Here is an 18,960-nt window from a genome sequence, read left to right on the forward strand (position 1 = left end):
GAATCAAAGCCTGTGAATAGCATCAAAATAGCGGCATCCACCACCAAGGATCCGCGTAACACGCAGACACCAACGTTTTCTGTGATGACTCCTGTCTACAACGGCGAAGCGTTTATCCATCGCTGTTACGGAGTGTTGCGGGAACAAACGTTTACGGATTGGGAATGGGTCGTGGTGGACGACGGCTCCACGGACCGGACCGCTGAAATTGTTCGGTCGATCGACGATGACCGGATTCGCCTCATTAGTTATCCGGAAAACCAAGGGCGCGGTTATGCGCGGACCGAAGCACTCAAAGCCTGCCGTGGTGATTGGGTTGTTTTATGGGATGCGGACGACATCTACTTTCCGGACCGCCTGGAACGAATCGAAGCGGCTCGCGAGCAAGATTACGATTATTACTGTTCCTATGCGGTCGTTGTCGACAACACATTGAGAATCAAAGGCGTACGAGGATTCTTACCGGCGTCGGGTATCCTGCCGCGTTTCTTCGTGCACTCCACATTGGCCTGCCCGGTCGAGTTGGCCCGGGAGATCGGTTATGACATCTTTCGCGAGCAAGGGGGACCGGGTGAGGATTTTCGGATCGTGATGACCTTGGGCGGCCATTACAACGGCTTTTACGACAACGATGCTTCGGCCGTCTATCAAGAGGATCGCGAAGTCAATTTGCAGAAGTCCATTGATACCAACAAAGCCCAGAAGCGGGCATTGCGGATGCTGTACCACGAAGGAATCTTGCCACAACGTCCCTGGGGCTTATTCGCCCTCATGGTGCGGCGGTCGATTAAAATCACAATTTTGCATCTCATGCGAATTGCCCCCGGTTTGTATCTGCGGACGGTCAAACTTCGAGCCTACGGCGATACCGCCCCCGGTTTTCAGCTTTCCCAACAACGGCGTGAATTCATCGACTGGGTCCATCGCACCGACTTTTCAGAGTCGATCAAACAACCGCAGGCCTGTCCGCTGGTGTTTCCAACAATGCCGCTGCGCAAAGCGAATTAACTGTTGTGTGGGGCGTTCTTCGCGTGCAGGACAACGTTTTAGGTAGGCGACTTCTCGAAATGTTCGGCCGCTGAGGCCCGTTCTCTCGTTCGGCTTGCTCTGGGGGAACTGGCAAAATCAAAATTGCCGACCTCTACACTTCTTGACAACCGTGCGCCCAAAGTGCACGCTATAAGTTGGGCGTTGTCTTGGGATTAGGCTAGGGGGTACGGAACTTGCCTCGAATCGCGCTCAAATTGCCGAATTCCAGACTTTTTTCAGGCGGAGAATGGCCACAGTGACTAAATTGCGGAAGGGTAACACGATGTCGGCCCGGGATATGCGGTTGGGACTGATGGGGGTGATTGTTGCCGGTCTTGCCATGGCTGGTGCCGCTGGCTGCGGGGGCATAGGTGGCGACCCGGTACCGGTTGCCGGCGCCGTCTCGCTGAACGACACCCCGTTACCATTTGCCCGTATCATTTTTCATCCTCAACAAGTGGGAGGGCGGACGGTCGCTGCGGTCACCGATCTCCGCGGCCGCTATGAAATTCGCGACGGCGACCGTTTTGGACTGCCGCCGGGACCTTATGTGATCACGGTCGATTACTATGTCGATGGCAGAGATAATCCCCAACGCCCTGAGCCGACGGTCAGTTTTAGTGGGGAGGGGTTGAAACAACTTCTGCCTGAGAAGTACAGCGACGAAGCACAGTCAGACCTCTCCGCACTGGTCTTGCCGCCCGATGCAGAAACTGAAACGGGAAACGTGTTCATCTTTCCTTTGACGGGAGAGAATGTTCCGTTGCCCTCCGGAGCTGAGCCATTTCCACGTGGTGGAAAACCTGCCCCGAAAGGCGATGGTTCTCCGGATCCGGCCCCTTCGCCTCAACAGATACCAAGTACTTTTCCGATCACCAATCTTTTGGTCTACGGTGGTGGCGGTTTGATTTTTCTCGCGGTCGTCGGGGGGATGTTGTTCCTCTTCAAGCGACGTTCCTCGAGTCCCGCAATGGGAGATGAATCATCCTACCAGTATGATGGCGAAGCGGAGGGTGATAGCAGTGCCGCGGAGATGCAGCAGCCGGCGCGTGCGGCGCCGCGGCGAAAGAAGAAGCGCAAGAAAAAGAAGATCCGCAAAAAAAGCGAAGGCGATGCCGCTGGCATCGGCGCGCCGACTCTCGATACGTCGGCCGATGAAGCGGAACCGGAATTCTCGGGAAGCCCGTTTCCCGTGTTGGACGAAGGCATGGACGACGACGATGTCGCCGCCGCGTTTTTGGCCGCGGACGAGGATACGGTTCCCGCTCCCAAAAAATCTGGCGAAGCGGACGTCGTCAAGTGGATGTTGAGCGTTGGCGGTTTTGTCAAAATTCAAACGGCCGGTAAAAAGGTACTCAACGTCAAATCAGTCGATGCACTACCCGACGAAAAATTCCAAATCCAGGGAGCGTTCTTCGAAGGGGTCGAGGATTTTGGCGACGAGGAATTGGCCAAGATCAAAAAACTGCCACATCTCGACACGTTGGATTTGATCTCCACCAACATTAGCGACGCGGGATTGGCCGCACTGGAAAAACTCCCCAGCATTCGAACGTTGGCCTTGTCCCGTACCTCGATTACCGATGCCGGTCTGGAACATTTGACCGCGCTGCCTAATCTTCGAGTGTTGTTGCTCTACCGCACGCATATTACGGACGCGGGGAATGAGCATCTCAAGAAGCTCACCAAACTCAAGACAATCGAATTGAAGAAAACCGAGCTGACCGAAGAAGGCGTCCAGGAACTGCAAGAACAGTTGCCCGACTGCAAAGTCATCGCATAACCGCTTAGCTACGTAGCATGCGTTGCGGATTGAACACTGCGCTCAACGTCACAGCAGGTCCACAGTGAACCGTTGCGTCGGCGATAAACCTTTGGCCATGGTCCCGCTCAGATTCCGCCCTGCTTCATCAATTCCTGTTCGATGGTTCATCCGCTCTTCAAATGCCCCGAATAATATTCGGAAGGCGATTGGGGCGTGACGGAACTGTCTCTTCACGCTCTCCTGGCAACCCGCTCAGCCGAATATCGGGTCAACCACGTTGGGAATGCCGCTAGGCGCGGCATCACCCAGCCGATGTGCGGGAGATGTATTTTGTGTTAATTTCGTAAACCGTTTACAGTTAGTGATTTGCGGCATTGTGCCGGCGGGCGGTTCGGTTTGGCACATCAATTGCACTCTCTCAGTGGCTGGACGGCCATCGCCCGCAGTTTGCGGCCTCAGGCCAAAACAAAACATGAGAAAGACTAGTTATGAACCACGGATTTTTGATCGACATGGATGGTGTGATTTATCGGGGCAGCGAATTGATTCCGGGCGCGGAAAAGTTCATATCAAAGCTGAGACGGGAAGATATTCCCTTTCTGTTTCTCACCAACAACAGTCAACGCACGCGACGTGACGTCGCCACGAAATTGATGCGGATGGGAATTAACGTGGAAGAAGAGCACGTATTCACTTGCGCGATGGCCACGGCGCGCTTTCTGGCACGGCAAAAACCGTGCGGCACTGCCTATGTCATTGGCGAAGGGGGACTGACCCAAGCCCTGCATACCAATGGCTACTCAATTGTCGACCACGATCCCGATTATGTCGTTGTTGGCGAAGGGCGGTCCTTTAACTTTGAAATGATCGAAACCGCTGTCCGCATGATTCTAAACGGCGCAAAATTGGTTGCGACCAACATGGATCCGAATTGCCCGACCCAACACGGACTCCGTCCAGGCTGTGGAGCCATTGTGGCCATGCTGGAAACCGCAACCGGGCAAAAGGCGTTCAGCGTCGGAAAACCAAGCCCAATTATGATGCGTCATGCGCGCAAAGAATTGGGGCTAGCAACGTCCGAAGTCACGATGATCGGCGACACCATGGAAACCGATATCCTGGGTGGCGTTGAAATGGGTTACAACACCGTGCTGGTCCTCTCCGGGGGCACCTGCCGGGACGATCTGGTCAATTTCGCTTACCAACCGGGGCGCGTCGTTGATTCGATCGCTGACCTGTGCGATGCCCTTGAATTAGTCGCCGGCTCCGCTGCGTGAATATCGCACTTTCTTTAAACCTGTTCCCAGACCCCCGCTTTGCCTGCCCGCACAATCGCCTCGATGACGCGCATGTTGGCAACCGCATCTTCAATCGGTGTGGGAACAGGAGTGTTATTGAGAATTGCTTCTGAGAATAGATCCCCCTGGATGCGGTATTGATCGCAGATGTCAAACGATATCTCCTCAATACCGGCGGCCGTTTCGTGCCAAATTTTACACGGGCAGTCTGGCGGGGCGTTGAAGGGAATCTCAATCTCGACCCGGCCGGTCGTGCCAAAAATATTCACCCGCTGGTAGGGCGTCAGTTGCGTCCCGCAGGTGAACGTGCTTGTGCCGACACCGAAATCCATCGTTGCTGAGGCGAGACGGTCGATGTTGAAATTCGGATCGTATTCGACTGCCCCGCTTACAGACGTCGGTTCGGCATCGAAAATGAATCGGGACAGTGAAATCGGATAACACCCGATGTCCATCAATCCGCCGCCGCCCCAGTCGGCGTGGTTGCGATAATTGTCAGGGTCGCTCAAAAAGTAAGAGAAGAATGATTGAATCGTCCGCAGTTCGCCAATGCCCCCCTCTTTGACCAGTTTTTTAGCGGTCACCCATTGGGGGTGGTGGCGGTACATGAAAGCTTCCATCAACTTGAGCTGCGGATGGGCCTTGCCCGCATCGACCAATTGCTGGCCTTCAGTGGATGTCAGTCCAATCGGTTTTTCACAAAGTACATGCTTGCCCGCTTCGAGCGCTTTGATCGACCAAGGGACGTGCAGATGATTGGGGAGCGGATTATAAACCGCATCGATGTCCGGGTCTGCCAGTAGGTCCTCATAGGATCCATAGCTATTGGCGATCCCCAACTCCTCAGCAGCAGCCCGCGACTTTTCCGCCGTCCGCGAGGCAAGGCCCGTAATCTCGCAAAGGTCGCTTTGTTGCATGGCGGGGATGACTTTGACGGTCGCGATTTTGGCGACGCCCAGAACGCCCCAACGGATTTTGCTCATCGTGGTAGATTCCTTCGTGCGGTTTTTGGCTTTTGCCGTAACGGTGGCCTGCTATGCTATGTTCTCGGGCGGTCACGCTCAACCATTAGCATCCTCTCACTGCTTGTGGCCGCAACAACGAGAAAATACAACCACGAAAGAAACGAATGACACGAAAAAGGATCTAAGTTTTTCATCCAAACCTTTTTGCTGGGAGTTCTACTGCAGCATCGCTAGGCATAGTCGTTTTTCTCTGCATTGTTTTCGTGGTTTTCGTTTCTTTCGTGGTGAATTTTCTTACCCAAACACAATCAATGCTTCCCGCTACGTTTTTACTGAATTCGAGGAACCCATGACCACACCCAAAATCTTGGCATTTGCCGGCAGTACACGCACCGATTCCTTTAATAAAAAACTGATCCACATCGCTGCTGATGCCGCCCGTGCCGCTGGGGCTGAGGTGACGGTGATTGACCTGCGCGATTTGGAGTTACCGCTGTTCGATCAAGACGACGAGGCTGCCCACGGATTGCCGCCAGGAGCGTTGCGTCTCAAAGAGTTAATGGCGACCCACGATGGATTGCTGATTTCTTCGCCGGAGTACAACAGTTCGCTCTCAGGGGTGCTCAAAAATGCCATCGATTGGGCGTCCCGCAAGGCGACTCCCGACGAACCGGCGCTGAGTTCGTTTTCTGGAAAGGTCGCCGGAATAATGAGCGCTTCGCCCGGTGGTTTGGGCGGCTTACGGGGGCTTGTTCACCTGCGGTCCATACTGTCCAATATAAAAGTGCTCGTCCTGCCGCAACAAATGGCAATTTCAGCTGCCCACAACGCTTTTTCCGAGGATGGTTCGTTAAAAGACTCGAAACAACACGAGGCCATTGCCGAGATCGCGGTGCGCCTCGCAGTCGTCTTGAAGAAGCTGAATGGCTAACCGAGTCTCAATCAAAAGAGTGATATTTCTGCCGCAGACGCTAATATTTTGGTATCCCGAGGGATATAATCCCCCAGTTGGGCAATAGAACGGTTCTAGACAGATAAAGATTGCGGAGAAATGTCAGAGTTTGCTGAAAATTCGACGTTGAAATTGTCCCCCCTCACGGTGACGGAGCCGGAGGTCTACGAAGATCCGTTGGAATTGATGGACGAAATCGACCGCCTCAAGGTCGAAAAGGATGCCACGATTCTCGCGCATTACTACGTGGATGGCGAAATCCAAGATGTGGCGGATTTTAACGGCGACAGCCTGAAGCTGGCCCGGGATGCGACGCAGGTCTCGACTTCGACGATTGTATTTTGCGGCGTGCACTTTATGGCCGAGTCGGCCAAGATCCTCAATCCGGAAAAGACAGTCCTGCTGCCTGATCTCTTAGCCGGCTGTTCCCTCGCCGAAAGTTGCCCCGCCGAAAAATTAGCAGCATACCAAGCGGACCTACGTGCCAAAGGGCACGACTTCGAGACCGTCTCGTACATCAACACCTCCGCCGCCGTCAAAAGCTTGTCGGACTGGATCGTCACCAGCGGCAATGCTCGCGAAATCATCGACCGTGTTCCGACGGACAAGGAAATCTTGTTCGTCCCAGACCAGCATTTGGGGCGTTATCTGTCAGAAGTCACCGGCCGTGAAATGATCCTTTGGCCGGGCAGTTGCATGGTGCATGAGATCTTCAGCATCCAGGACATGCGGCGGGTGAAGAAAAATAATCCCGGCAGCCAGGTGATCGCCCATCCGGAATGCCCCAAGTCGATTTTAGATGAGAGCGATTTCATCGGCGGCACGGAAAAAATGCGGCGGCATGTGATGGAAGTCACCGAGCCCACAACGTTCCTCGTCGCCACTGAATCGGCGATGATTCATCCCTTGGAGAAGGCGGCGCCGCAACACAAATTTTTACCGGTGCCGGGTGTCATGGAATCGACCGGTGAGACCTGTGCTTGTAATCGTTGCCCGCACATGGCCCGCAACACATTGCAAAAATTGCGAGACTGCCTCAAAACCGGCCAACCCGAAATCGCGTGGCAGCCGTATTTTGAAAAAGCACAAGAAGTCCTCACGCGGAGCCTATTGCAGTAATGTCCGACGACTCCGGATCCACCTCGACTGCCCTGCTCCTCAGCGGCGACCTGTTTTTCACCAGCAAGATCACCGGCACCGCCCAAGCCGTAGGCCTTCACATGGATGTGCGGGCGTCAATTCCTGAAGAAATCCCCGGCCCCGCTGCCGGCGGATATCGACTGGTAATCATCGATCTCGCCCAACCGTCCATCGTGCCGGCGGAAGTCGTCGCACGGTTGTCCACAGCGGACCGCCCGCACGTGATCGCCTACGGCTCACACGTCGCCACGGCCACACTCCAAGCTGCGCGTGATGCTGGTTGCGATGAGGTTATGCCCCGCAGTCGCTTTTCGGCGGAGTTGGCAGAGATATTGCGGCACGCAACGGAATCGGCTAGCGGCGGGTGACAGCTCGTCGGTGACACGTTTTGGCATTTGGCCAGGGAGTTGGCCGTTGAACCCTCACCCCCGGCCCCTCTCCCAGAGGGAGAGGGGGGAAGCAAAGATTGTCGCGGGAATTCCAATCAACGACTCCCTCTCCCTCTGGGAGAGGGTTGGGGTGAGGGGCGCGCTACCTTTGACTTTCATTACCACTCAAGACGGACAAGCTATCATCCCTCCAACCCAAACGCATCCAGCACCGCGCGGTGCGCCGCTTCGCCGCTCTCCAGGTCGATCACCGTGCTGATGCGGACTTCGCTGGTGTTGATCAATTGCACGTTGATATTAGCCTCTGCCAGCGCGTGGAACATTCTTTCTCCCACGCCGGTATGGCTGCGTAGGCCAATGCCGCTGACCGTCAATTTTGCGATGTGATCCTGAGAATTTAACTCTGTCGTCGGCCACTGCTCAGCTGCTGCGCGAGTTATTTCTAAACTGGTTTGCAACTGCGCTTTGGGGACTGTGAAGGATAGATGCGCCAACCCACTGTGGCTGATGTTCTGTACGATCATGTCGACCATCACGTCTGCCTTGGCGTTGGCACTGAACAATGCTGCGGCGATGCCGGGGGTGTCCGGGATGTTGCTGATCGTGACCAGCGATTGTTCGCGATCCAAGCAGACGTCGCTGACCACGATATCTTCCATCGACGACAATTTGGCGATGACGTCGGTTTCCCATTCCTCGTTAGTGAACGTTGCTCCGGTGGGCGAAGCGGCATGCGACTGTCCCAATGGCGGAGTCAACGCGTGTTCCTTGTGCAGACCGAATCCCGCGTGAACGGCATGAACCGCTTTTTCACATTGATCGCGGCTAACCAGCACGGAAATCTTGATTTCACTGGTGGTGATCATGCCGATGTTCACCTCCGCGTCACACAACGCTTGAAACATCTGCGCCGCCACTCCCGTATGCCGACGCATTCCCGCGCCGACGACCGAAACTTTGGAGAGATTCGTGCCGTGCAAAACTTCCCCCGCGCCCAATTCCTCAATGGCGGCCTCGGCGGCTGTGAGAGTTTCGGCGAGGTCATTTTGCGGGACGGTGAAGGAGACCTCGGCCAAACCGCCATCGCCCACGTCCTGAATGATCATATCGACGGGGATTTTGCGCTCCGACATTTTCTGCAGCACAACCTGCATCACACCGGGCCGGTCGGGCAACTTCGACAAACTGACGCGGGCTTCATCCCGCACAAACGCCACACCCGTAACCACCGGCAAATGATCGGCCGGTTCCGGGGCAATCAAAGTTCCCTCCGCATCGGAATAGGCCGGACGGACTCGGATCGGCACGCGGAATTTGTCGGCGAATTCGATTGACCGCGAGTGCATCACCCCAGCTCCTAAACTGGCCAGTTCCAGCATTTCGTCGTAGGAGATGCGGTTGATTTTTTGGGCCGTTTCCACCATCCGCGGATCGGTGCTGAAGACCCCTTCGACATCGGTATAGATCTCACAGACATCCGCCTGCAACACCGCCGCCAAGGCGACCGCCGTGGTATCGCTGCCGCCACGTCCGAGTGTGGTGATGTTGAAATCCTCGTCGGTTCCCTGAAACCCAGCGGCGATGACGATTTTGCCTTGCTTCAACGCTTGGCGCATGCGGTCGGTCGAGATGCTGCGGATGCGGGCTTTGGTGTGCGTCGAATCGGTGACGATCCCGATTTGCCCGCCGGTCAGGCTGATCGCCTCTTCGCCCAGCGTCTGCACCGCCATCGCCATCAGCGCGACTGATTCCTGTTCGCCGGTCGAGAGCAACATATCCATTTCCCGCGCCGGCGGAGTCTCTGTAATTTCCGCCGCCAACCCGACCAATTCGTCGGTTTTCTTACCGCGGGCGCTGACCACCATCACGACCTGATGCCCCAACCGTTTGGCCTTCACTGCCCGTGCAGCGGCCGCCTTGATTTTATCAGCATCCGCGACGCTGGTTCCCCCAAACTTCTGCACAACTAACAACACGACGTTTCACTCTCGAAAAATAACAACCTCGGGGCGCACGCTCCCCGGGAAAACGGACCATTAGACGATCAGAGAGAATAACAGATGCAATCGACGGCGTGAAGAAACCGGGCCGATGGTATGTTGTTTCGTCGCCACAGGCAGTATCGTAGGGCTCGCTCTACGGGCTATAAATTCATTAAGGTACGCTCTTTTCGCGAATAGGTAGGAATCACTACACAATGAAAATCTGTATCGTCGGGGCCTCCGGCAAACTAGGCAAATATATGGTGCAGCACGCGCTCGACCGGGGCTATGAGGTCGTGGGCGTCTGCCGCGAAAAGAGCGTCCCCAAGCTCGATGCATTTAAGGACCGTATTACGATCCTCCCCGGACCAACCAACGACCGCGAACTGATTCAAAAAGCGGTCCAGGGGTGTGACGGTGTCCTCACGGTACTCGCTCCGTGGGGTGTTCACGATTACGCCTCCGGTACGGCCCAAGCGGTGTTGGACTACGCACAACCGGGGGCGCGGTTGATCTTCTCCTGCGGCTGGCACATCACCCGCGATGGCCAGGATGTCTACTCAACGTTGTTCAAAGTGCTTGTGGCAATCATCGGCTTTATCGTGCGGCTGGTACGATTGGTCGACCTCAACGACCAAGTCGAAGCTTGCCGCCGCATCTTCGACAGCGACACCCGTTGGACCGTCGTTCGTGGCAGCGACCTCGAAGAGGGACCCAGCCAAGGCCTCCCCGTCTGGAGCCACCACGTCGGCGATCCGATCCTCAAAAGCAACCTCACCCGCCGCATCGACTTCGCCCTATTCATGGTCGAGGCGCTGACGAACGACGATTTGATCCACGAAGCCCCTGCGATCGTTGGGTGTAAGACGGCATCGGCGCTGGAGCATGCGGGAGTGACTGTGCAATAACCCGACCGCCAAACAATCCCTTGGCGTTAGATTGACTGAAAGCTACTCGAAGAATGAGCGTCGACATGAAAACACCGTTCCTCATCTTAAGCCTGTGCGGGCTGCTTCTGGGATTGGGCTGTTCCGGTGGAACCTCAGCCGCGCCTTTTAATAAAGCTCCCTTTGATCAGAAATTGTGGAACGCCGGCGGGGACAAACGGCAGTTCATGATCCTCGATATCCAGACGCATCATCTTCACCCCGGAATGAATCAAAGTGATGTGTTAACATTGCTCGGGAAACCCGATGATGAAGCTTTGGCCAAGGAGGTGACACGTCCCGCAGCGAATGCGGACATCTATTTCTTTTACGATATCGGCCTGACTCCCGAGGCATTCGATACCGCACAATTTGTCGTCGTCTTCGACGGATCAGGAAAGGTCATTGAGACGTCGGTGTTCGAAAACTAACCAACTGTAGCGGACCGTCCATTTCCCCACGTAGTAAGCCGTTCCCCCGCCTTCTTTGCCGCCCGGTGCAATTCACGGTACCCTAGACGCAACCAAACCCACATCACACCCGCACCGATGGATCCCGCACATGCCGATCGCATTCCCGAAAATCACCGCCGCTCTCGCTCTGCTCACACTCGCCTCCCCTGCTCTGTTCGCTGCGGAGCCGCATCCCAATCGTGTGGTTTGGGAAGGCGATGCCGGGCCTGGTCAGGGAAAGCACATCGTGTTCATTGCCGGCGATCATGAGTATCGCGGCGAAGAGACCTTGCCGGCGCTCGCTAGGATTTTGGCCAAAGATTATGGTTTCAAATGCAGTGTGTGCTTCACGACCGATCCGGCGGACGGCACGATTAAGCCGGGGAGCAATCACATCACCGGACTGGAAGCGCTCAAGACGGCCGATTTGATGGTGCTGTTCACGCGGTTTCAGGCGTTCGATGATGAGCAGATGCAGCACATCGACGACTACCTCGCCAGCGGCAAACCGGTGATCGGCTTGCGGACCTCGACGCACGCCTTCAACGGCCTGAAAGGCAAATTCGCCCACTATAACGAAGGCTACGATGGCGAGCAGCAGGATTGGCAAGGCGGTTTTGGCGAAGCGATCCTCGGCGAACATTGGGTCGGCCACTACGGCCGCAATCATCAGCAAAGCTCGCGGCTATTATTAGAACCGCGGCAACGCAAGCATCCCATACTGCGAGGCGTGAACAATGTGCACGTGCAGTGCGGCGGCTACAACGCGCACCCGCGCGAAGGGAGCACGATCCTCGCGCGTGGACAAATCCTCAACGGCATGCAACCGACCGCCGAGTCGGACGAGACCAAGGAAATCCTACCCGTCGTCTGGGTCCGCCAGTACCAAGCGGACAACCCAAAATCACGCGTCTTCGCCACCACCCACGGCGCTTCGGAAGACATCCTCAACCCCGGCTTCCGCCGCCTACTGATCAACGCCCATCTGTGGTGCTTGGGAATGGACAAAGCGATCGCCTCGGACAACCCCATCGCCTTCATCGGCCCGTATCACCCGACGACGTTTAATTTCGATGGACACCGCCAGGGAGTGAAGCCAGCGGATCTTGCGGGGTGGGAATCGGCGATTTTGGGTGGGGAGTAGGGTCCGCTGTGCGGACTGCTATTAAGAAAGGCTGCGCCGTCCTGCATGCAGAATGATTCGGGTTACATTGTGGCATAGGAGATTTTGCTAATGGACATATCCGAACTTGGTCCTCTTTCGCCAGACACTGATGTTCCAGATTGGCTGACTTCCAGGCCCATCGCTGTCCCTTATTTCGACGGTCTAGAATTAGCATTCACGCTTTGTGGTTTGGAGGAGTCCGATAAAAATGAAACTGTTGCGGTCGTTCGAAATTTCTTAGACCTCGACCGGCGCGATCGCCTTGCCGTCGGCTCTTACGTGTTCGAGTACTATCTTCGATATACAGAATTGGCAGCCGAATTCGGTTGGTGCTCGCCGATCAACTCACAGGAGGATGTCTGGTCTCATGTCCATCCAACCGAGGTATTTGTAGAGCGGCGAGCTCGGGGTGATCGGGAAATCTATGTCCAAATCGCAGCCGAATGTGATTGGGAGCCTGAGCATGGTTTGCAGATCATTTACCGCGCGGGGGAAGTCCTAAGTCGTGTAAGTTATCAAGATGGACACCTAACACACACTGATGCATTCGACCTCCCCGAGGAGCAAGACCAAATCGTTTGAACAACCGTAGGGTCCGCTGTGCAGACCTCGGGGTGGCCCAGAAAGATTCTTTCTGGGCCGACGAAGTCGGCAGGAGGGTGCTGAGAAATCGTCGGATCAACACCAATGCCTCCCACGGCTAGCGCCGCCCCGAAAGCGGAATCTTTCGGGGCCACCCGGCGATTTTCGGTGCGGAGTAGGGTCCGATGTGCGGACCGTAGTTTGTGTGCCCAACGTGGTTTGCGGTTCCTACCCTGCTGGCAAAAGGCAATTTGATCCAACAAGCTCCGGCGATCGTTAGTTGTAATACAGCGATTGTCGCATGCACCGGAACAATGACCCAACTTGTAAGACGGACTGGGGGAATGTCCCATGGCAACATCGCCAATCAGAAAGATCACGCTTGCACTGCTGATTGGCCAATTGTTGTGTTGGTTCGTATTTCTCTACACGCTTTACTTTTACATGACGGCTTACGCGAAGGTGCATCACGACTACAATGATGTCGCGATCGGAGCTAGTTGGCAGGCTCTCGTCGCGATGAGTGAATGGATTGTGGTTTATACACCTTCCGACTCCGTGTTTCCGCTGTACCTGTTTCTATTCCTTGTCGCGTTAGCAGGAATGAATCTGTACGTTGGCTCGCCATCATACACGAAAAAATGGTGGGTGGTCTGGTCCATAGCGGGCTTCGCAATTCCGTGCTTGTTGTTGGTCGTCGAATTGGTCACGGTGGCCGATCTAATTAGACGAACCGTCGCCCGTCATCCCGAGATCCGAGACTACGAAATCTGGTGGATTAACATATTGCTGTAAAGCGCCCTCTATTTGGGGTGGCCCAGAAAATTATTTTTGGTCCGACGAAGTCGGTAAAATTCCCACGGCTGCGCCGCCCCGAAAGCGGAATCTTTCGGGGCTGCACGGCGACGTTTAGTAACGATGGGCACCGACGGGGTGGGTAGCGACGATTTTGGGTGCGGAGTAGGATTTGTTGTGCGGGGTGTTGTTTGGTGTTTGCGCAGCGGGACCTGCTTTATCAATAATTATCTTTCTAGCAGACCAAAGTCTCAACAACATAGGCAACGCAGAAAGGGAGCCTACATGCGACGTTCGCCGATATTTATGAATTACAAGTATGCCGAGTGGTCATCTTGGATTGTCGTCTTTTTCGCTAGAATTGTGGCTGTCGTCGGCATGGTTGCGTTTGTAAATCCGGCGGATAGCGTAGCTCAATCACTTTCAACCGAGGATGGCTCAAAACCAATAGCAACAGGAGCTGCTAAGGATAATAACGTCCAGTCAAAGCAACGTTTTGGTGATAAACGTGTTAACCCAATTACTCAGCCCGGTATTGATAACGAAAAAAAAGAAGAACTACATCCTAGCGATGATCACAGGAAGAAGGCTTCGCATCGTGAAAATAACACTCGCGAAATTGATAAAAAAAATAATGTAACTACAGAGCAATCGGATCGAGGTATGGCCTCATTTACTGTGCGGCCTCCACAAACGAAATATAAGATACTTCACGAGAGTTCTCAATCGCGTTTTGAGTTAATGAATCCACCTGGGATAAATGATTACACGGACTACTTCAAGACTATGATCTCGGTGGCAGGCGTTCTGTTCGGACTCGCATTTGCCGCGCTGCTTTACGTACTCCAAAGTGGATTCTCATCTTTCACGGTCTCGCGGAATATGTTTTTGGAACATTATGTCCACTTTGGGGGAAACTTGTTGGTAACGCTTTCTTATTTGACATTAATTTCAGTAGGTGTTGCATATTTCTCTGGCGCAACGATGCTTCTTAACATTGCGTATTACATATTTTGTATTTCGTTTTTGAAAACACGTCTAGACTATTTAAAACAACTAGGATACATCCATACGCTGAATTCGAAGAAATATGTCCCTTCCAATTATGGACCGTGTCGACGCTATTTTCGATATATTAAGAACCTTGGTTTCTTACAGATCGGTTTTCAAATATCCGTGGCATTGATTCTTATTGTGTATCCGATGGTGATTGCTGCTAAAGAAAGTGGTGGATTTGGCTTTACGCCGAAAGCTTTTTTTTACTCAACTATGCTGGTTTTTATGTACTGTCTGATTGTTACTGTCCGTTTTATCCCGAATTTCTTTGAAATCTTGAAAATTGAATACGAAAGCGATCTTGCAGGAGACAAGAATAGTGAAATAGAAATTGACTACCAATCTGAAAAGAAACTCTTGCGGAAGTATCTGATTAACCATGGTGTTAATGAGTTAAACGAGAATGAAAAGAAGGAGTTTTTAGACGGCACTATAAGCCTCAATATCCTTGATGAGAAAAAGGAGCCGGAGGCGTGGTTCAATGTCCATGTTCATATCTCTGATAGTAACATCGTAAAGATCCACAATGAGGTCTGCCGATATGCGTATGGACTTTTTGAAAAACTGAATGCATCACAAGTGGATGTAAACACATTTGTATTGTCATTTCACATTTTCATAAATGGCGATCGCAGGAATATGTTCTTTCGCTCTACACGGAACGAACTAAATGCCGTCTTACTTGAGGAGCCAGTATCAGCGATTCTACTTATTAAGAACAAGGTCTTCGACGATATATTTCAAAATATGACACAGGGGCAAGAATAGATAGGGGATGGGATCTGTAGGCACTGCTTTGGATTATCTGGAAAGAAAAAGTCGGCAACACCGCAAGTGGAAACTCTTGCTTTAACACCAAAGACTCCCACGGCTAGCGCCGCTCCGAAAGCAGAATCTTTTGGGGCCACCCGGCGTTGGTTAATACCCAATGCGTTTCGTCCTATGCAGAAAGGTGCGTCGCGACGCACCCAACAAAAAAAGGCGGCCGAACATTTAGTTCGACCGCCTTTTCTCATGTCACCGTTCGCAGAATCCCTACGCAGCGTGGCGCAGTTGTAGGATCATCGGTTGTTCCACGGCTGTGCAGGCTTGCAGGAAGTGTTGGAAGACTTGCATGTCCAGGGCCGATGAGGTTTCGCTTTCGGGGTGCCATTGCACGCCGAGGCAGTACCAGTCGTCCAGGATCGATTCGTACGCTTCGATCACGCCGTCGGGGGCGGTGGCGCTCACGCGGAACGGGGTCGCCAGTTGGTCGACCGATTGGTGGTGCGAACTGTTGATGCGGATTTCGCCCGGGCCGTAGATTTCGTCCATCCGTGTTTCGGGAACGATCTCGATAATGTGACGCAGGTTCTTCTCGACCGGATCGAAATGGTGCAGCGGACGGGGGTAGGCTTCGGAAATGTGTTGATAGATCGTGCCGCCGCAAACGACGTTCAACATCTGCATACCCAGGCCGATGGCCAAGACCGGAATACGGCGTTCGTAGGCGATTTTGCACAAACGGCGGTCAAAGTCTTCGCGGCGGGCGGGCATGGCGCGGGTGGTCGGATGCGGTTCCATGCCGAGTCGTTGCGGATTCATGTCTTGCGTGCAGCCGGCCAAGACCAGGCCGTCGACATTGTCGAGAAATTGGTTCAGGTCCGCATCATCGGCAAAGGGCGGCAGCGGCATGGGCAATCCGCCGGCGGCCGTGATCGAGTCGTAGTAGCCGGTGTTGAACCACGAGAGCGGATTCACATCTTTGCGTGCGGGGCGAAAGTCACCATTGAACGCGATCGTCGGTTTCTTGGACATCTAAGTTTTCCTCCCTGATTAGAAACACACCTTTAGGGGTGGTGCGCGCACATCATGTGCGTCGAGAAACGAGTAGGGGCAGCGCCACTGCGAGAGGCCGGCTGAGGGCACAGGGCGTAAAAAAAGCGGCAGAGAATTCGGCGGATTCTGAGTTGCCGATTCTGCCGTCAAGCGACGAGATTACATCTGAGTTTTGCAAGGATCCATCCTTCCAATGTTGTCGTGCAGCCAATCCTTTGACTGCGGAGGGGATGTTAGCCAATGAAAATCGCGTTGTAAAGCGAATGGCCGATTTTGTGGAAAATTGCACTTGTCTCACCACATCTGGTAGCCGCACCAACCCGTTGTCGCACAAGTTGCTGTTGCGGCATGGAATATCACGCATCCCGCATGGTAAAATCAAGGCCAGCCTCGCAAATAACTTGTATCTCAAATCCAGCTGGTGATCCAACACACGATGCACACTCCTAGACGCGGTCAGCTTGCCGTTATTTGCGCCTGTTCGATCGTCATCTCGACCCGACTCCTCGCACCCGCACTGGGCGACGACGAGGCCAACCCCGTAGCGCCGCGCCGCCCGGAGTTGCCGTCCCTTGAAAAGGGATCGACTCTCACCAACCCTATCGATCGCTTTTTGCAAACGACGTACGCAGCAGAGAAGATTGACGTCGAGCGCCTTGTTAGCGACGAGGTCTTTGCGCGGCGCGTGCATGAAGATCTGGTGGGATTGTTACCGACGCCGACGGAGTTGCAAGCATTCGTTGCCGATTCGCATCCCGATAAGCGACGGCGGTTGGTGCGCAAGCTTTTGGCTGACCGTCGCGCGTATGCGGAACATTGGTTGACGTTTTGGAACGATGCGCTGCGCAACGCGTTTCGCGGCACCGGATTTATTGATGACGGCCGGCGGCAAATTACCGGGTGGCTGTTTGCCGCACTGTATGACAACAAACCGTATGACCAATTCGTCCACGAGTTGATCAGCCCGGTCGACGGCTCCGCAGGGTTCATCAAGGGAATCATTTGGCGGGGCACGGTCAATGCCAGTCAGCGGCGAGAGATGCAAGCAGCGCAGACGATTTCACAAGTCTTTCTGGGAACCAACATCAAGTGCGCCAGTTGCCACGACAGTTTTATCGACACCTGGACCCTCGACGACGCCTACGGTTTAGCCAACGTCTTCGCCGACGAGCCGCTAGAAACATTTGAATGCAACAAACCCAACGGCGAGTTTGCCACGGTCAAGTTTATCTTTCCGCAACTGGGCAAGATCGACGGAACGGCGCCGCGCGACGAGCGGATTCAACAACTCGCCGACATCATGACCAGCCCGCAAAACGGACGTTTAACGCGGACGATTGTGAATCGACTCTGGGCGATCCTGATGGGACGCGGACTGGTCGAACCGGTGGATGAAATGGATTTGCCACCTTGGCACGCCGACCTGTTGGATTGGCTAGCCGCCGACTTGGCGCAGCACGATTACGACCTGCAGCACACGCTGGAGTTGATTTGTACATCGCGGGCCTATCAACTCCCCTCGGTCGGTTTCCCCGATCCTGAAGAAACAAGCTACACCTTTCGCGGGCCGTTGGTGAAACGCATGTCGGGGGAACAGTTTCTCGATGCAATTTCATCGCTGACCAGCGTCTGGCAGCCTGTGGAACCTGCCATGGTCCAGCGGGACGGTCGCGGACAGGGAGGGCAATTGACCGACGTGGCTCTTGTCTTGGCGGAGAGACGGCGAGACCAAACCCCGGCCACTGCGCGTTGGATTTGGAACGACGCCCAGGCAGCGCAAGGGACCATCGGCGGATCGTTGTTCTTGCGGCGGGAGTTTACTTTGCAAGCCGCTCCCCAAACAGCGCGCGTGATTGCCGCCGGCGATAATTCCTTCACGCTGTACGTCAATGGCAAGCAAATCGCCCGTGGAGAGAATTGGCAGAAGCCGACGGTTGTGGACATTCAGCCCCATTTACGGTCGGGACAAAATGTGTTCGCCGTGGCAGCCGTCAATTCCGCCGACAAAGACAAGCAGCCCGAAGAGTCCTCCAACTCAGCCGGTTTTTTATTGTCAGCTGATATCCAGATGGCCGACGGGGAAAACGTTGTCATCGAAACGGATGATTCGTGGTTGTGGAGCACGCAGTCGCCGGACAAATGGGAGACCGTCGAATTTGATGCCCAAGATTGGAAACCGGCAGTCGAATTGGCCGACATCGATGGCGGTCCGTGGAACATTCGTGTGCCGTTGCTAGCTGCATTGATCATCAGCGACAGCCAGGTTCGTGCTGCGATGGTCATGGACGACGCTTTGACACGCGCGCTAGGCCGCTCGAACCGCGAACAAGTCGTCACCCGCCGTCAATCTATCGCCACTACGCTACAGGCCTTGGAACTGACCAACGGCGGCACGCTGGATGCCGTATTAAAGCAAGGAGCCGAGAACTGGCTGATGCAGTCGGAGGCGAACAGCGTTGCGATCATCAAGGGAATCTACACACAAGCCCTCGGCCGAGCACCGACCGCGGACGAAGCTGCCTTGGCTCGCGCACTGGTCGGCGAAAAGCCGTCGGTCGAGAGCGTACAAGATTTGCTATGGGTGGTGGTGATGCTACCCGAGTTTCAGTTGATTGAATAATGTAACTGCTGTTGTCGGTGAGAAAC

Annotated in this window: 16 protein-coding genes; 13 read left to right on the top strand and 3 right to left on the bottom strand. The window is 54.4% G+C overall.

The genetic code is table 11. The features are described 5' to 3' along the window. The first annotated feature begins 12 nt into the window (after positions 1-12). The 3 genes from Mal52_RS13550 (at position 13) to Mal52_RS13560 (ending at position 4,071) form a co-directional block, all read left to right on the top strand. Complete coding sequence (locus Mal52_RS13550) at positions 13-1,008, top strand: glycosyltransferase family 2 protein (protein WP_197534892.1); 996 nt, start codon at positions 13-15, stop codon at positions 1,006-1,008. Positions 1,009-1,312: 304 nt separating this feature from the next. Beyond that, positions 1,313-2,812: a hypothetical protein gene (locus Mal52_RS13555; protein WP_197534893.1), complete on the top strand. Its 1,500-nt coding sequence runs from the start codon at positions 1,313-1,315 to the stop codon at positions 2,810-2,812. A gap of 470 nt (positions 2,813-3,282) precedes the next feature. After that, positions 3,283-4,071 carry a TIGR01457 family HAD-type hydrolase gene (locus Mal52_RS13560; protein WP_145376745.1) on the top strand — a complete coding sequence of 263 codons (789 nt, stop codon included), beginning with the start codon at positions 3,283-3,285 and terminating at the stop codon, positions 4,069-4,071. Between the two features lie 14 nt (positions 4,072-4,085). Here Mal52_RS13560 and Mal52_RS13565 read toward each other — a convergent pair whose 3' ends face one another. Next, positions 4,086-5,075, bottom strand: a complete 990-nt coding sequence (locus Mal52_RS13565) for a Gfo/Idh/MocA family protein (protein WP_145376746.1) — start codon at positions 5,073-5,075, stop codon at positions 4,086-4,088. A 331-nt stretch (positions 5,076-5,406) separates the two neighbouring features. Between Mal52_RS13565 and Mal52_RS30510 the strand changes: the two genes are divergently transcribed. The 3 genes from Mal52_RS30510 to Mal52_RS13580 all read left to right on the top strand — a co-directional run bounded on the left by Mal52_RS30510 (position 5,407) and on the right by Mal52_RS13580 (position 7,517). Next, entirely contained in the window at positions 5,407-5,988 is a 582-nt protein-coding gene (locus Mal52_RS30510) for an NADPH-dependent FMN reductase (protein ID WP_145380646.1), read from the top strand. Between the two features lie 120 nt (positions 5,989-6,108). Then, positions 6,109-7,128, top strand: coding sequence for a quinolinate synthase NadA (nadA, locus tag Mal52_RS13575; RefSeq protein WP_197534895.1), 1,020 nt, complete (start codon positions 6,109-6,111; stop codon positions 7,126-7,128). Continuing rightward, positions 7,128-7,517, top strand: coding sequence for a hypothetical protein (locus Mal52_RS13580; RefSeq protein WP_145376747.1), 390 nt, complete (start codon positions 7,128-7,130; stop codon positions 7,515-7,517). The genes nadA and Mal52_RS13580 overlap by 1 nt, the downstream gene beginning before the upstream one ends. Before the next feature lie 203 nt (positions 7,518-7,720). Here the strand turns inward: Mal52_RS13580 and Mal52_RS13585 are convergent, their stop codons facing one another. Then, positions 7,721-9,514, bottom strand: a complete 1,794-nt coding sequence (locus Mal52_RS13585; RefSeq protein ID WP_145376748.1) for an aspartate kinase — start codon at positions 9,512-9,514, stop codon at positions 7,721-7,723. Positions 9,515-9,735: 221 nt separating this feature from the next. Between Mal52_RS13585 and Mal52_RS13590 the strand changes: the two genes are divergently transcribed. The 6 genes from Mal52_RS13590 (at position 9,736) to Mal52_RS13615 (ending at position 15,264) form a co-directional block, all read left to right on the top strand. After that, positions 9,736-10,428 (top strand): NAD(P)-dependent oxidoreductase, encoded by a 693-nt coding sequence (locus Mal52_RS13590; protein ID WP_145376749.1) that lies wholly within the window; start codon positions 9,736-9,738, stop codon positions 10,426-10,428. A 65-nt stretch (positions 10,429-10,493) separates the two neighbouring features. Continuing rightward, positions 10,494-10,877, top strand: a complete 384-nt coding sequence (locus Mal52_RS13595; RefSeq protein WP_145376750.1) for an outer membrane protein assembly factor BamE — start codon at positions 10,494-10,496, stop codon at positions 10,875-10,877. 130 nt (positions 10,878-11,007) lie between these two features. Further along, positions 11,008-12,042 (top strand): ThuA domain-containing protein, encoded by a 1,035-nt coding sequence (locus Mal52_RS13600; RefSeq protein ID WP_145376751.1) that lies wholly within the window; start codon positions 11,008-11,010, stop codon positions 12,040-12,042. A gap of 90 nt (positions 12,043-12,132) precedes the next feature. Beyond that, positions 12,133-12,645, top strand: a complete 513-nt coding sequence (locus tag Mal52_RS13605) for a DUF6985 domain-containing protein (RefSeq protein ID WP_145376752.1) — start codon at positions 12,133-12,135, stop codon at positions 12,643-12,645. A gap of 351 nt (positions 12,646-12,996) precedes the next feature. After that, positions 12,997-13,440, top strand: coding sequence for a hypothetical protein (locus Mal52_RS13610; protein WP_145376753.1), 444 nt, complete (start codon positions 12,997-12,999; stop codon positions 13,438-13,440). A 285-nt stretch (positions 13,441-13,725) separates the two neighbouring features. Then, positions 13,726-15,264, top strand: a complete 1,539-nt coding sequence (locus Mal52_RS13615; protein WP_145376754.1) for a hypothetical protein — start codon at positions 13,726-13,728, stop codon at positions 15,262-15,264. A gap of 267 nt (positions 15,265-15,531) precedes the next feature. Here the strand turns inward: Mal52_RS13615 and Mal52_RS13620 are convergent, their stop codons facing one another. Continuing rightward, complete coding sequence (locus tag Mal52_RS13620; protein WP_145376755.1) at positions 15,532-16,293, bottom strand: gamma-glutamyl-gamma-aminobutyrate hydrolase family protein; 762 nt, start codon at positions 16,291-16,293, stop codon at positions 15,532-15,534. A gap of 457 nt (positions 16,294-16,750) precedes the next feature. Here Mal52_RS13620 and Mal52_RS13625 point away from each other — a divergent pair, with 457 nt between their 5' ends. Next, entirely contained in the window at positions 16,751-18,934 is a 2,184-nt protein-coding gene (locus Mal52_RS13625) for a DUF1549 domain-containing protein (protein WP_145376756.1), read from the top strand. Positions 18,935-18,960: the final 26 nt, after the last annotated feature.

The sequence above is a fragment of the Symmachiella dynata genome (assembly GCF_007747995.1).
Lineage (GTDB): Bacteria > Planctomycetota > Planctomycetia > Planctomycetales > Planctomycetaceae > Symmachiella > Symmachiella dynata.